Below are 15,072 nucleotides of genomic sequence, written 5' to 3'. Positions count from 1 at the left end.
TTCCTCTGAACGTTTTTTACTTACATTTCTTCTTGTGCTTTTTTCTTGCCTCTAAATCGATACAAAACAAGGTAAAGCATCGGAACCATAATCAGCGTTAAGACGGCTGAGAAAAGGATACCTGATATGATCGTAACGGCAAGCGGTGTAAAGAGTGCATCGCCGCTTACGGCAACTGGGATAAGGGCAACGATTGATGTAATCGCGGTAAGGAGAATGGGGCGTAAGCGAACACGACCGGACTCAATAACTGCGTCTTTTACATCCATGCCTTTTTTCAGTGCTTGTTCGATAAATTCAATTAACACAACCGAGTTTCTCACTACGATACCGGTGAGGGATACCATTCCCATAACACCAAGGAAACTAATTGGCGTTTGGGTAACGAATAGTCCAAGAATCGCACCCGCGATTGCGAGGTATACGGCAACGAGAACTAGGAACGGAAGTGAAAGTGAATTAAATTGCAGGGCAATCAATAGGTACACTAGGAAGAGTACGATGATGAAGAGTACGGTGATTTCAGCAAAGAAATCACTTTGGGCTTCGTTTTCACCGCCAAGTGTAATGCTGTAATCAGCATCTTCAAGCTGATCGCGCTGATCTTCCACAATTTCTGTTACGTTTGCTTCATAATTCTCCTCATCCTTAGGGAAGGCACGAAGTGTAATCGAGCGTTCACCATCAATGTGAGGAATCTTTTGGATTTGTTCACTTTGTTCTGTTGTCACAAGCTCATCTAATGAGATGAGTTCAGGTGGTCCGCCTGTTGATGCGGCTGGAAGCTCAAGGCTGGAAAGATCGACTTCATCTTTGCTACCTTCTAGCACGATATTCATATCACGCTTTACAACGCCATTATCAAATGCTTTTAGTGGAATACCTGCCGTTGCTAGTCGAATTTGCTGGCTGATCTGATTGACTGTAATGCCATTTTCTTCGAGTGCATCACGATCTGGTATATATTCGAGAGAAGGTTCGAAGTCACCTACGTTATCAACGACGAGGTCTGTTTCAAGTCCTTCGATCTCTTTAGTTAACTCATCTCTAAGGTCGATAAGCTTATCAATTTCTGGTCCTGAGACGGTAACGGTCACAGGTGCTCCTGCAGGAGGTCCCTGCTGGATCGTTTCCATGAAAATCTCAGCATCCGGGTAATCATTTCTGAGCTTATCTGTCCAGTCGTCAATGAGTCCTTGCGTTGTCTGGTTTTCTCGATCGACTCTGGCAACGATTTGGCCAGTATTTTCACCAGTGCTTGTTAGCGAGCTGTTGAAGAGACCAGGAGTACCTGTGCCTGTGAAGACGCTTGTTTCATATACGCCGTCATCTGTTTTTAGTTTTTCTTCAATCTCTTGAAGCGTATCGTGTGTGTCTTCGATCGGCGTTCCGATTGGAAGCGTGATGTCGACCGTTACTTCTTCCTTATCAGCAGGTGGGAAGAATTCAAACGGTGTTAAGACGACTAATCCGAAGATCGCTGTCGTGAACACAAGACCAAGAATAGAAACAAGAATTGGTTTTTTTGAAAATTTCTTTAGAAGCTTGTCGGCATAAACATCGGCAAGCTTATTTAACGGTTTGCCAAGAAGTCCTGGTGCATCTGACATCGGCTTCTTCGATCGACGGCTTAAGAAGTAGCGCAAAATCGGTACGAAAATGAGTGCCACTAATGTTGATGCAATAATCGTTGTAATGAGCACTGTTGGCAACGCGCGTATAAATGCTCCATTACCACCTGAAAGGAAAATTAGTGGCAGGAAGGTAAAGACGATCGCTAGAGAGGAGGTCACGATGGACACCCAAATCTCTTTCACGCCATTAACGGCTCCCATTAGCCCTTTATCGCCGAGCTTATATCTTCGTTGTATGTTGTCGTTTATGACGATCGAGTCATCAACGATAATACCGAGTGCGATGATTAACCCGATGACGGAGATCTGGTTTAGATCCACATCAGCAAAAGGTAGTGGAATAAAGCCCATTAGAACGGAAATGGGAACTGCAAGTGCTACGACGAGCGCACCTGATCCAGAAAGCCCGAGAGATGTTGCCACAATAACGGCAAGCACAGAAATGGCTAGGGATAGGAATAGACCATCAAAAATATCCGTTACGATGGATGCTTGAGAGTAATAAGGCTCTAGCTCTACGTCTGAAGGCAGGCCTTCTGAAAGCTCATCCACTTTATCACTCACACGCTCATCGACAGTTGGGATATCTTCCCCCGACTTTACGTAAGCGGTGAAGGAAACAGATGGCTGTCCTTCAAAAGTGATAATATCTTCAACGTCTTTTGGACTAACTTCAACGCTTGCAATGTCTTTTAAGTAAACCGCGTCTCCATCAGGGCTTTCACCTACAAATAACTCTTCCATCTCATCGAGTGAATCGTAGTTTTCAACAGAAAGCTGAACAACTTCTTCATCCATTTTTTGTTTTCCTAGAGGAGTTGGGTAGTATTCATTATTAATGGCGCTTTGAACGTCGGTAACGTTCAAGCCGGAATCTTTTAATTCCTCTTGTTTTAATTCAATTAAAATTTGTTCTTCAGGCAGTCCTTTGATCGTAACGCCAGAAACGCCTGATAATTCTTCGACTTCCTCTTTCCATCGATTTAATTCTTCTTCAAGAGAGAGGAGGTTGTCGCGGTTATCGCTTGTAAGATGGTAGGAAACAATCGGCATTTTTGCCGTTGATTCATTTACATCTGGTTCGAAAGCTTCGTCAGGAAATGAAGTCGAGGCATCGGAAACGGCCTGGCGTACGTCACCAAACACTTCCTTCTTACTTTCTCCTTCCGCTACTTCGATCACAATGTTCGAAAAGCCTGCTGCTGAAGAAGATGTCACTTCAGCGATGCCATCGATCGAACTGAGCGATGACTCGATTGGGTTCGTAATTGATCGTTCAACTGTGTCCACCGTTGCACCAGGATAAACGGTGCTAATCGTTCCGATATTTACTGTTGTTTCCGGAATTTCACGCTGTGGAAGTTGAATGAATGTAAACACTCCAACAATGACAAATAATAAAATAAATATCATAAAGAGCTTGGAACGTTGTAAAATCCATTTCAACATATGAGAGCCTCCTCTGTTCGTTTTCGACTGTTCGGTCAATCTGATGTCATTTATACCCCATATTTGTTGAAATATAAAGTTTTAATGTGCTTGACTCAATAGTCATTTTTACTGAGATCAGCTTGGAAGTCAAGAAATGAGTGTGCTAGAAAACGAATTCGAAAGGGGGAAGGTTAGTCAGGTATGGTTATGTAAACTTCTTCTTTAAATCGAGATATCCAGTTTAAGCTCGAGGGCATATTGTGACTATCATTCCACTCATCAAGTAGTGTATTCTGATGGAAGAAGACATCGAGGTGAACGATATGGATAAACGAAAAGCAATATTAGAAGCGGCTGTTGAATTGATCGCAGAGAAAGGATACACGCATACATCGATGCAGCAGATCGCTGATAGCGTGGGTGTCTCAAAAGGTTCGCTTTATTCATTTTTTCCATCTAAGGAAGATTTGATTATTTCGATTTATGAACACTATCAACAGCTCGTTTTTGAACGTGCTTTTGTTGTGGGATTAGACGGTAATCTACCACCATATGAGCGGTTCGCAAAACAATTTCAAGTGCAATTCGAAGGGATATTGGAATATAAATCTTATATGAAAATGCATATGCGCGGGGAATCCGCTCAAAGCAGTGAAAAGCTTGAAGGAATGGGCCATCGCATGAGAGGGAGACTCTTTAGCTGGCTAGAACGGAATTTGATTGATTTATATGGGGAGAAGATTGCACCTTATAAATGGGATTTGATGTGGATGACGCAATCCATTTATACCTCTTATACTGGTCTTATGATTTCTTCTGAGAGTCTGCTTTCTCCAGAAAAGCTTGGAAAGCACATCGTTAGGCAGATTGATATTCTAGCATCGGATTTTCTAGCAGGAAATAGCGCGCCTCTTCTAGATGATGAAATGATGCGTCCTTTTTCCGTAGGGATGGATCGAGAAGGTGCTTTCACATCGTTTGAGAAAAGAGAGAATGCCTGGAAGGCGCTTTATAATAATATCCATGAATTAAAGCAGCCTCAATACTATCTTGAGGTAACGGATCGCATATCGGAAGAATCTAGAAAGTCAAAGCCTGATGAGATTGTGATGAGAGGGCTGTTTCATTTACTGAAAGAAGAAGATGTGCTGAAAGAAAATGCGCAAGCACTAGAGACACAAATCCTTCCGACGACTGAACATTAGGATGGTTATTTTCCATTTTTTTCGGGTAAATAGGGTGTAGAGAGAGATGGTTATCACCAAAGGAGAGAGAGACATATGTCAGAGAAACCTTCATCAATCAATGGAAGCAGTACCTTTATTGCAATTGTTTCCATTGTAGCGGGCTGTCTTGCTGCTATCATTGCAGGCAGCTTCCTATCCGGAGCTATTGAACTAGCAACAATTGAAATCTTCCCTATATTCTTCCCCATCATTATTTGCGCTGTCGGCATTTTTCTAGGAGTGGTTGCTTTTCGCATTTCAAAAAGAAGACTTGCAGTAATGGGGATTGCCTTAAATGCTGTTGTTCTTTTACTGCCATTAGGCTTTTTAGTTGTGAAGTTATAGAGGAATGAAGAAAGCATACTAGATTATAAGTATCTAGATTAAATTACATGAGAAAAAGACAACAGTGGGCGCTGAATAGCATTTCAATTCAGCCCCCATTTTTTTATTCTTTATTCAAGATTCGAATGGGTTTTTTAATTATTCTGAATAAAATATGGATAATTATGTTAACGTTAGGTTGTGCTATAAAAAATGGGAGGGATGTTAGTGGGAAATACACAAACAAAGAAGTGGGATTTAGATCGTGTTTATCCAGGAGATAAAGTAATTTCATTAAAAGAACAGGTCTCTACTATCATTTTACATATTGATCAAGTACAAACAGATTTGGAAAATCAAACTCATCCTCAAGAAATACTTGAAATGGTTAAGGCGATAGAACTTGTTCAAACAATCAACACAAACGTTTTTGAAATGGATGAGTATATTATTTGTAAATTTTCAGTAGCCGTTCACGATCCACAGCTAAAAACGCTTAATGAACTAAGCACTCGGATGAAGTCACGGATGGAGACGCTATTGCTTACTTTTCGTCACTATCTCGCAGCTATTTCAGATGATCAGTGGCATGCTTTGCTCAAAAGTCCAGACGTTCAAGGAATTGAAACGTTCTTAACGGATCAACGACAAAAAGTTCAAGACCAGTTAAGCCCAGAGCTGGAGAAAGTCATTCACTCTCTTTCAGTAAATGGTTTTGATGGATGGGAAGACCATTATGAACAGGAATTTGCTCAACTTACAGTGCCTGTGAGTAATGAAGTTGGGGTAGAAAACATATCTTTTGATTCGGCATTTATGCGTGCAATGCTCTCAAGTGACCGAAAAATTAGGGAGGAAATTGCTTCATCCATGATAAACGTTTGTCGTGAAAACGAAATGCGTTTTGCTTCGATTTTTAATCACCTTGCAGGTTATCGGAACGAACTTTACCGTTTAAGGGGGTGGTCAAACCCTATGAAGGAAATGTATGAACAAAACCGAATCAGTGAAGCTTCAGTTAATAGCATGATGCAAGCACTCCATCAAAGCAAAACTTTGCTACATCAATTTTTAGACCGGAAAGCGGAGTTAAATCAACTAGAGAAGTTGAGTTGGTTTGATATTTACTCTCCAACGTTTACTTCTAAGGAAACTGTTACATATGACCAGGCAACAGAAATCGTCATAAGTCAGTTTTATCGATTTAGTGAAAAAATGGGCAAATTTGCTGAACGAGCTTTTGAAGAAGGATGGATTGATGGAGAACTCTCTGATTCTAAGCGACATGGAGCATTCTGCGCATCGTTGCCAAATTCGAAGGAAAGTCGAGTACTCCTATCTTTCACAGGGAACTATCAGGATGTCGTTACTCTTGCTCATGAGTTAGGACATGCTTATCATAATCTTCACCTTCATGAAGAACCAGGATTTGCTCATCAAACCGGAACGGGATTAGCAGAGACAGCATCGACTTTCGCAGAGAATCTAGTACTTGATGCCGCAATCGAATTAGCGGATTCTGAAGAAGATAAATTATCCTTGCTAGAGTTGAAAATTATTAATGGGTTAAAGTATATTGCTTATATCCCCGCTAAATTCGAGTTTGAACAGCAGTTTTACGAAAAGCGTAAGTCCCAGATGCTTTCAGCAACGGAATTGGCTGATTTGATGGAAAAAAGTGAAAGAGACTGGTTTCAGGATTCATTAGAAAAGGTGAACACACATAACTGGATGACGATTCCGCATTTCTTTAATACAGAAAAAGCTTTTTTTAATCTGCCATATACAATTGGCTATTTGTTCAGTAATGGTGTTTATTCGCTTTATTTGCTAGATAAAGAAACGCTTCCTGAACGATATAGTCAGCTACTCAGTTCTTCAGGCAATAAAACGATGGAAGAATTAGGCGTTGAGTTCCTAGACCAAAATTTAACTGAACCATTTTTCTGGGAGACTTCGATCAAACCTTTAGAAAAAGCCATTTCAATTTATCTTGAGAAGACCAAGGCTTATTTGTAAGCCAGAGTCGTTTTTCTTTGGAAACAATTAGAAGAACGAGTGATATACCGTTTCATTTCTTGGTTGGTTAAAATACTATTTTTAATAGATGAAAAGCCAGGTCAATCTGATCTGGCTTTTTGGCTATGCTTTGTTATAGAAAGGTGTTTCTTTGTTAGATTTCTGTCTAGGAGACTAGCAGGATCGTGCTATTAGTTAAAGGATGGGTGTTTTTCATTACCGTTGCCCCGTTTTGTTAGCTTAACGATTTTCTTCTTTCAATCTCCTCCCATTCACGGTTATACTTATGCAAGAGTATCGGATCAACTATGGGGCGCAACACCCCTTATACAGAGAGGATTTAACAGCATGCTTGATTATAAGCTTTACAAAAGTAAGAAGGCGAACTGCAGTGAAACGATCGTGTTGATTCACGGTCTTGGTGGGAACTATGGGATCTTCTGTAACCAGATTGCCACATATAAAAAAGAATATGATGTGCTTGCTATCAACCTACCAGGGCATGGGAAATCGCCGAGCACTTACAGTTACAACATGCCTTTCAATAGAGAATTAGTTGCAGATGAAGTGATTCTGCTTCTAGATGAGTTGAAGATTTCTAAAGCGCATTTAGTAGGCATTTCACTAGGATCTGTTGCCGTACATCATTTGCTTCAACGAGTGCCAGAACGCGTTCAAAGTGCTGTACTAGGAGGCGCAATTACTCGCTATGCGCCATTAGCTACCTTCATGCTTCGTGCTGGAAATGCAGTGAAAGCATTCGTGCCATATATGTGGTTATATAAACTGTTCGCATATATTATGATGCCTAAAGCGAATCATGCTAGCTCTAGAGAGCTATTTATCAGAGAAGCTCTTAAAATGAATCGAAGAGACTTCCTAGCTTGGTATGCGTTAACACCTGAAGTAAATGCAGCATATGTGAATGTTCAACAATATAGCCAAAACATCCCGAAGCTCTACATTTCTGGGGAACAGGATCATCTCTTTTTGGATCCTTTATTAGAAGATACGAAAAGCGATGAACGGGCACAGCATTTGATCTTAAAGCAATGCGGTCATGTTTGTAACGTGGAAAAACCAAGGGAGTTTAACGATGCTTCGCTTGCATTTTTTAATCAGCATAGCTCACCCCAGTCTTCTATATCATCCGCTTTATGAAGGCTTTGAGTTGTAAGTGCCTGTCACCAAGTGTCTTTATCCCTATGTGTAACCTTTTCACCACTCGACTCGTTTATTAGGAAAAGGCTGAGCGAATGGAGGAGTTCATAATGAAGATAAAGTCTCTATCGATTTTATTAGGAATCTTATTACTCATTGGGTTAGCAGGATGCGGGGAAAATGAAGCTCAAACCGTAAATACATCAAAGGTTGACGTGGGGGAAGAGACGGCAGCTCCCGCTACATCAGAAGATGACTTCTCTCAAGAAGCAAGAATGATCGCAAATGATGAGAAGCTCATTGAAATGCTTAAGTCTACCGGAGTGATTAAGGAAGGTGCGACGCCAGCCGAAATACAGAATGCGCTAGAAGAGTACTTGAAGGAGAAAGCAGAAGGGATAGACCAGGGCTCAAAATCAAGTGAGAAATATATCGAGGATTTGAAGAAACAAATTCAACAAGATTTGGAAGAAGATTTATAAAAACTTCATATGAGATAACAGACAAGAGATTTGTTGTTAAGGGGTCAATGAAGAATACCGTTCTTCATTGGCTCCTTTTTAGTTTTTGTGTTAGAAATAATTGGATGCTTCGTGGTGTGATGAAATCACATAAATGTCGGATGGGAGTGAGTAAAGTTGAATAAACCTGTTGTCATTTACCTTCTCCTTTTGAGCGTATTGGTAATATATTTTCAAGATAGCGAAGAAAGTATAATGATCTATAATTGGTTTTTAACCATACTGTTGATGGTTAACATCTTTACTGATGTTGGGGAGAAGTTAAAGTAATTATTGACACACATAATTCATAGAAAAACCTGCAAACAGGATTCCTGATTTGCAGGGTTTTTTCTTCTTATTATTTAGATAATTTATTCGGTTTAATGTGTTGAAGCGTTATTGCAAGAAAATAAATAAAGCGATAAGGTAATGGTCCTTTAGGTCTGAGTCTATTGTATGAATAATCATTTATTAGTAAGAAAAACCGTCATAAAAAGAAGTTTGATAGGTAATATCGATACTTTTGAATCATTCAAATTTTTCTGAAAAAGGATTATAGTATGATTATTGTAAAACTATTGTAAAAAACATTTTCTGGGGGGAATGAGATTTTGAAGGGGAAAAATGTACTGTCAATGGCGATGGTGGCTGCGCTAACCTTAAGTGCTTTCACAGCACCTGGAGCAAGTAGTCAAGCTAGTGTAGACACGCCGCAAGTGAAGGAAGAAGTTGTACATAAGCAAGGTCCATTTGATCTAGCTATTGCAAATGAAGAAAAGCTAATTGAAATGCTGAAAGAGAGTGGGAAAATCTCTAAAAACGCATCTGCCAAAGAAGCAGAACAAGCATTGGATGTGTTTTTGAAAGAAAAGTTTGAGTCGCTTATGGAAAAAGATACGAACGGGGAATTAGAAGATGAAAAGCTTGAGGTTGAAGCTGACATTAAAGAAAAGTTAAAGAATGATAATAAAGGTAAGGGAAAGGATAAAGGAAAAAAAGGCGGCAAGAAACTTGATAAAGTCGTTGAAGAAGACTACCACGGTGATGTTCGTTCTGATAACGTCCTAGTCCTTTTAGTCGAATTCCCTGATTTTCCACACAACAGTATTCAGCCAGATGAATCTGATATGTATTATGAAGATTACGTGAAAGAACACTATCAAGATATGATTTTCGGTGAAGATGGGTATGAAGGTCCGAATGGTGAAGATCTTATCTCTATGAAACAATATTATGAAGAACAATCAAATGGCGCTTACACGGTAGATGGCACTGTTGCTGGTTGGTATATGGCATCCCAAAATGCAGCTGAATACGGTGGTAACTATCCGACAGAAGCTGATAGCGACAAGAATGCGCGTGGTCTTGTAAAAGAAGCCTTGAATGCAGCGGCTGCTGATCCTTCTGTCAATCTAGCAGAATATGATCAAGAAGATCGCTATGATCTTGACGGTGACGGTAATTTCCGTGAGCCAGATGGTCTTATTGATCACTTGATGGTTGTTCACTCAGCAGTTGGAGAAGAAGCTGGTGGTGGACAATTAGGATCTGATGCGATTTGGTCTCACCGCTGGAACCTTGGTAGTATTTTCCCAATCGAAGGATCACCAGAACCAGAGGAGGATTACTTTGGTGCAGGTTCCATGTATGCATATGACTATACTATTGAACCAGCTGACGGAGCAGCAGGAGTGTTTGCTCATGAATATGGTCACGATTTAGGTTTACCAGATGAGTACGACACACAATATACTGGGGCTGGTGAAGCAGTATCTTACTGGTCAATCATGGCGAGCGGAAGCTGGGCTGGTGCACTTCCTGGAACAGAACCTACTGGTTTCAGCGCATGGTCTAAAGAATTTCTTCAGGCTGCTCAAGGTGGAAATTGGTTGAAGTATGATGAAGTTGATTTAGATGAGATTGGCAAAAAAGGTTTGGAAGTATATTTGGATCAAGCGAACACGAAAGGGACAAACCTTGACGCGCTTCGTATCAACCTTCCAGACAAAGAAACGGAAATTAACACGCCATTTAGCGGCGAATTCGAGTATTTCAGTGGAAGTGATAATGATTTAGATAATTCCGCTGTCATGAATGTAGATCTTTCAGATGCGTCATCAGCCGAATTGACGTTTAAGACATGGTATGACATTGAAGAGGACTGGGATTATGGTTCGATTCAAGTAAGTGAAGATGGCGAAGTTTGGACATCCATTCCTGGAAACATTACCACAGATACAAATCCTAATGATAGTAATCCTGGACATGGGATTACGGGTAACTCAAATGGTTGGATTGATGCTACATTTGATTTGAGTTCTTACGCTGGAAAGGACGTTCAAGTGAAAGTGAACTATTGGACAGATGGAGCTGCGATTAACCCTGGCTTCTATGTTGATGAAATTCGCGTCACTGCTGATGGGAACGAGCTTCTCTTTGACGATGCAGAAGGTGAGCCTAAAGTGGCGTTAGATGGTTTTGCAAAGGATAAAGGAGTGAAGGTTTCAGAACACTACTACCTTCTTGAATGGAGAAATCATCAAGGTGTCGATGAAGGACTTGATCACATTCGTCGTGGTGCTAGCTTGATGTCTTATGATCCTGGTTTAGTTGTTTGGTACGTGGATAACAAGTATTCTGATAACTGGACAGGAGTTCACCCTGGCGAAGGATTCCTTGGGGTTGTCGATGCGGATCAGCACGAATTGTTCTGGAGTGACGGAACGGTTGCCCAAACACGTTACCAAATTCATGATGCGGCATTCAGCCTTCGTAAAGATGAGAAGATGTTCATTGACTACAGCGAGCTTCTTGGTCGCACAATGACAGATAAGAAAAATCAATTTGTGAAAGAGTTCAACGATAAGAAAAGTTATTTGAATGAAGCCATCCCTGATGCAGGACGTAATGTACCTCAATATGGCTTGAAATTCAAAGTAACAGGTGAAGCAACGGATCGTTCAGTAGGACGCGTGTTGATCACAAAAAAATAAGAAATGAGGGAACGCTTAGAGTTAAGCGTTCCTTTTTTCGTTTAAAGGGGGAGGTAGGCCTGACCCCGTTCTAAATAATTGATATAGTATACTTGACTAGGTGGTGTACCCCGCAGTTTATGATGAAGGGGGAGGGGACATGTATAAAATAAGCGAGTTTGCTCAGTTAACAGGGTTAAGTAAAGAAACGCTTCGCTATTACTCAGAAGTTAAGCTGTTAGAGCCAGCCTATATCGATCCGAACAGCCGTTATAAATACTACGATGATGGCAGTTATTTTCTAGCACTATTATTAGCAAAGCTAAGGCGGTTTGGATTTACCATTCAGGAAATGAAGTCTGTGATGGAAGATGAGTCATTCGCTCATTTAGAAGATCTTTTGAGTCAAAAGAAATTGCGTATAGAAGAACAAATAAACGATTTGCAACTTCAACTTAACGACATTGATGAGTTTCTTAAATCAGGGAGGGAAAAGAATGATTAGCTGGAAAGAAGAGAAAATGATTCGTGTGTCGATCGAAACGGTTTGGGATTTGTTTAGAGACGAAAATATTCAAATGATTATGCCGAAAGTTGAAGAGCATGTATTAATGGAATTGGAAGAGGATCAAGTCGGAGCGAAGCATCGTCAAACGTATCGGGAAGGAAAAAGACTTGAAACTTACATGGTTGAGACGATCGCCTACGAGGATCGAGAAGAATATAAAGAGAAACGGATTAGTTTTGTGTTAGGAAAGGCGTTTGAAATATCGCTTGGATTTATACTTGAAAAAGTGAGTGAAAGCGAAACGAAATTCATTTACGAAGGTCAAAATAAAGGCGTGAATTTTGTGGGGCGCGCCATGCTTAAGCTAAGCCGTCAAAAAGATCAAATGAATGTTGTTCAGGAATTTATGGACAGAGTGGAAAGGGAAGCGATTAAACGAAATGAAGTCCAGATTTGATCCAAGCAGCATTTATTGAGATCTTTTATTCAATTTGATATCTAAGTGGAAGTGGAGAGTGCGGTAAAATCGGCATAATTCTAATCTTTGTACGGTCGTAAAGAAGTTAGTTAGTATGAAAGCCGCCAAGGCAAACTGGGCGGCTTTTTTCTATGACATTAGTGCTCATTATGTGTCTGAACGTTCGCAAGCTTCAGCTACTTTCACAAAATACCCTTTTACTAATTCATCGAGCGTAGCAACGGATTTTTGGTCAAGCGTTTGATCGTTCCTCAATGAACAAAGAACGCTTTCAATGAGAAATTCTCGTGACTTCTTAGAATGAAGAAATTCATCCTGGATAAAGTCTAGAAGTTCTATTGATTTCGTGTGTTTCTCGTTCAAGCCCCTCTTCAGAGTTGCGATTGTTTGATGAAGTTTTTCTTTGAAATCCTCATCGGAACTCGTTGCATTTGGTAGCCAGGTACTCATCTGTTCAGGTTTGTTCAGTTGTTCTTCTGCGGCAGCGGCATCGTTAACGATGGTCACGATACGCTGGACGCTATAGTGGACAACGGGGGAAATGTCTACGCTCGGACCGTTTGCAATCGAATAGTACTTGACATTGTGGTGAAGTATGCCGAGAAACATAATCGCCCCATCAAGTAGATATGCTCGCTTATCTTCTCCGAATAGCTCAAGAAAACGATTGAATACCCACTGAATCATTCTCTTTTGTCCTTCTTTTAGGAAATCCTTCAAATCCTCATCATTCGAGACAAACACTTCTTCAAAAAGTGTAATCAGCTTGTTTTTCTTATTCGTATTCATTTGCAGTTCAATTTGTTTAATAAAGATAGTAAGATCAGCACGGTCCTGTCCGATCAGCAATTCATCCCGGCTTGTTTCCATTGAGCCATAAAGAGCTTTGAAAAGAGCAATTAATAACTCATTTTTTGATGAGAAGTAATTGTAGAACGTGCCTTTTGAAATGCCGCTATATTCGAGTATGTCTTGAATGGATGTTGCCTGAAAGCCTCTTTCAATAAAAAGCTGATGCGCCATCTTAATAACGTGCTGTTTGCGATCGTTCATTCTATCACCTTTTACTTCGTTATATTTACATGAAATTTATTGTTGTACTGCCGGTATAAAATTGATCATACCTTATTTCTTGATTAGAAACAAATCCTTTCAAATCGGGAAGAAATAATGATTGCAAAAATTGAACTCATGGTATATGATATTAGAGATTTGAACCGATGGTATAAATAATTGAACTAAAGGTATATGGGGGAATGATGATGAGTCAATCAGCGAAAGAGACGCCAAAACCAAAGTACGGCATTCTTGCGATTCTGATTGTTGGTGCTTTTATTGCGTTTTTAAATAATACATTGCTTAATATTGCGTTGCCATCGATTATGGCAGATTTACAAATTGAAACGGCTACGGTTCAGTGGCTTACAACAGGATTTATGCTTGTGAACGGTATTATGATTCCGGCAACGGCATTTCTTATTGAGAAATATTCCGTGCGTCGCTTATTTCTTGTTGCGATTGGATTATTTACAATTGGTACAGTTGTTGCTGGGATGGCGGAGATCTTCCCGGTTCTACTTGGAGGAAGAATGCTTCAAGCTTCAGGTTCAGCGATTATGATGCCGCTCTTGATGAATGTCATGCTCGTTAGCTTTCCAATTGAAAAAAGAGGGGCGGCAATGGGTGTTTTCGGTTTAATTCTCATGGCGGCGCCAGCAATCGGTCCGACGCTCTCTGGTTGGATTATTGAAAACTACGATTGGAGAATGCTTTTCCATTTCGTGACTCCAATTGCTATTACGATTTTTCTACTTGGTTTCTTCTTGTTGAAGGATAAGAAAGAAAAAGTAAACATTCGTCTGGATTTATTTTCTCTAATCTTATCAAGTATTGGTTTTGGAGGTATTCTTTACGGCTTTAGTTCTGCAGGGAATAAAGGATGGGATAGCCCGCAAGTTTATTTAACGATTGGAATTGGGGTTATTTCTCTGACGACGTTTATTATTAGACAGTCGAAACAAGAACGACCAATGTTGAATTTTTCGATTTTCAAATATCCAATGTTCGCTCTTTCGTCATCCATTACTATGGTTTTAAATATGGCGATGTTTTCAGGGATGCTGTTGCTCCCGATTTACGTGCAAACCATTCGAGGCATTTCACCACTGGATGCAGGGTTGATGATGCTTCCGGGTGCACTTGTGATGGCATTTATGTCTCCGATCACAGGACGCTTATTTGATAAAATTGGCGGTCGCATTCTAGCGACAACGGGTCTTGCTATTACAGTTGTCACAACATACCTGTTTAGTACATTGTCTATGGATACAACGTATAACTATATTATGATTCTTCATGCTGTGCGCATGTTCGGGATGTCAATGGTTATGATGCCTGTATCAACGAATGGATTAAATCAGCTACCAGCTCGTTTCTATCCACACGGTACAGCGATGAACAATACGTTAAACCAGGTAGCAGGCGCCATTGGTACTGCGCTTCTCGTTACGATTATGTCTAACCGAACAGAATCAGCTGCAGCTGACCTCGCGAGGGAAGCTGCGACAAGCGGAGCAGTAGATCCTACGATGCAGCAACAAATCGCCATGCAGGCGATGCTTGAAGGAATTAACTTCGCCTTCTTTGTTGCTACATTTATTGCAGGACTAGCATTTGTGCTCTCATTCTTCATTAAGCGCGCTGGTCGTGAAGAAGTGAAGCAGCCGATTGTGCCAGAATCCAAGCCAGTTGAGCTTGTGACAAATTCATAATAGATAAGCTACAAAAAAGGATGAGATCCTTAGGGACCTCATCCT

11 protein-coding genes are annotated in these 15,072 nt (G+C 40.5%); 9 read left to right on the top strand and 2 right to left on the bottom strand.

Annotated elements, in window-relative coordinates:
• Positions 1–20: 20 nt before the first annotated feature.
• The gene (locus Q4550_RS00585; protein ID WP_303529392.1) at positions 21–3,083 is read right to left on the bottom strand and encodes an efflux RND transporter permease subunit; all 3,063 of its coding nucleotides are present in this window, start codon (positions 3,081–3,083) and stop codon (positions 21–23) included.
• Positions 3,084–3,388: 305 nt separating this feature from the next.
• Here Q4550_RS00585 and Q4550_RS00580 point away from each other — a divergent pair, with 305 nt between their 5' ends.
• The 8 genes from Q4550_RS00580 to Q4550_RS00545 all read left to right on the top strand — a co-directional run bounded on the left by Q4550_RS00580 (position 3,389) and on the right by Q4550_RS00545 (position 12,235).
• Positions 3,389–4,270, top strand: a complete 882-nt coding sequence (locus Q4550_RS00580; protein WP_303529389.1) for a TetR/AcrR family transcriptional regulator — start codon at positions 3,389–3,391, stop codon at positions 4,268–4,270.
• Between the two features lie 75 nt (positions 4,271–4,345).
• Entirely contained in the window at positions 4,346–4,636 is a 291-nt protein-coding gene (locus tag Q4550_RS00575) for a hypothetical protein (protein ID WP_303529388.1), read from the top strand.
• Positions 4,637–4,843: 207 nt separating this feature from the next.
• Positions 4,844–6,634, top strand: coding sequence for a M3 family oligoendopeptidase (locus Q4550_RS00570; RefSeq protein ID WP_303529385.1), 1,791 nt, complete (start codon positions 4,844–4,846; stop codon positions 6,632–6,634).
• Between the two features lie 348 nt (positions 6,635–6,982).
• Complete coding sequence (locus Q4550_RS00565; RefSeq protein WP_303529382.1) at positions 6,983–7,795, top strand: alpha/beta fold hydrolase; 813 nt, start codon at positions 6,983–6,985, stop codon at positions 7,793–7,795.
• Positions 7,796–7,905: 110 nt separating this feature from the next.
• Positions 7,906–8,277 (top strand): hypothetical protein, encoded by a 372-nt coding sequence (locus Q4550_RS00560; RefSeq protein ID WP_303529380.1) that lies wholly within the window; start codon positions 7,906–7,908, stop codon positions 8,275–8,277.
• Positions 8,278–8,909: 632 nt separating this feature from the next.
• On the top strand, positions 8,910–11,291 hold the full coding sequence (locus Q4550_RS00555; RefSeq protein ID WP_483298547.1) for an immune inhibitor A domain-containing protein: 2,382 nt from the start codon (positions 8,910–8,912) through the stop codon (positions 11,289–11,291).
• A 139-nt stretch (positions 11,292–11,430) separates the two neighbouring features.
• Positions 11,431–11,775, top strand: coding sequence for a MerR family transcriptional regulator (locus Q4550_RS00550; protein WP_303529374.1), 345 nt, complete (start codon positions 11,431–11,433; stop codon positions 11,773–11,775).
• Positions 11,768–12,235 carry an SRPBCC family protein gene (locus Q4550_RS00545; RefSeq protein ID WP_303529371.1) on the top strand — a complete coding sequence of 156 codons (468 nt, stop codon included), beginning with the start codon at positions 11,768–11,770 and terminating at the stop codon, positions 12,233–12,235. Before Q4550_RS00550 ends, Q4550_RS00545 begins: the two co-directional genes overlap by 8 nt.
• A gap of 168 nt (positions 12,236–12,403) precedes the next feature.
• Here the strand turns inward: Q4550_RS00545 and Q4550_RS00540 are convergent, their stop codons facing one another.
• A complete protein-coding gene (locus Q4550_RS00540; RefSeq protein WP_303529370.1) occupies positions 12,404–13,309 on the bottom strand; it encodes a TetR/AcrR family transcriptional regulator in 906 nt (301 codons plus the stop codon).
• 209 nt (positions 13,310–13,518) lie between these two features.
• Here Q4550_RS00540 and Q4550_RS00535 point away from each other — a divergent pair, with 209 nt between their 5' ends.
• Positions 13,519–15,027: a DHA2 family efflux MFS transporter permease subunit gene (locus Q4550_RS00535; RefSeq protein WP_303529369.1), complete on the top strand. Its 1,509-nt coding sequence runs from the start codon at positions 13,519–13,521 to the stop codon at positions 15,025–15,027.
• The last annotated feature ends 45 nt before the right edge of the window (positions 15,028–15,072 follow it).

The sequence above is a fragment of the Anaerobacillus sp. 1_MG-2023 genome, assembly GCF_030547345.1.
GTDB classification, from domain to species: Bacteria; Bacillota; Bacilli; order Bacillales; family Guptibacillaceae; genus Guptibacillus; species Guptibacillus hwajinpoensis_B.
Note: the sequence above shows the minus strand (reverse complement) of the source record. Positions and strands in the feature narration are given on the sequence as shown.

Coding starts and splice junctions, on each gene's coding strand:
- Q4550_RS00545 (WP_303529371.1), top strand. CDS start 11,768: ATGATTAGCTGGAAAGAAGAGAAAATGATTCGTGTGTCGATCGAAACG.
- Q4550_RS00565 (WP_303529382.1), top strand. CDS start 6,983: ATGCTTGATTATAAGCTTTACAAAAGTAAGAAGGCGAACTGCAGTGAA.
- Q4550_RS00540 (WP_303529370.1), bottom strand. CDS start 13,309: ATGAACGATCGCAAACAGCACGTTATTAAGATGGCGCATCAGCTTTTT.
- Q4550_RS00535 (WP_303529369.1), top strand. CDS start 13,519: ATGAGTCAATCAGCGAAAGAGACGCCAAAACCAAAGTACGGCATTCTT.
- Q4550_RS00580 (WP_303529389.1), top strand. CDS start 3,389: ATGGATAAACGAAAAGCAATATTAGAAGCGGCTGTTGAATTGATCGCA.
- Q4550_RS00560 (WP_303529380.1), top strand. CDS start 7,906: ATGAAGATAAAGTCTCTATCGATTTTATTAGGAATCTTATTACTCATT.
- Q4550_RS00550 (WP_303529374.1), top strand. CDS start 11,431: ATGTATAAAATAAGCGAGTTTGCTCAGTTAACAGGGTTAAGTAAAGAA.
- Q4550_RS00575 (WP_303529388.1), top strand. CDS start 4,346: ATGTCAGAGAAACCTTCATCAATCAATGGAAGCAGTACCTTTATTGCA.
- Q4550_RS00585 (WP_303529392.1), bottom strand. CDS start 3,083: ATGTTGAAATGGATTTTACAACGTTCCAAGCTCTTTATGATATTTATT.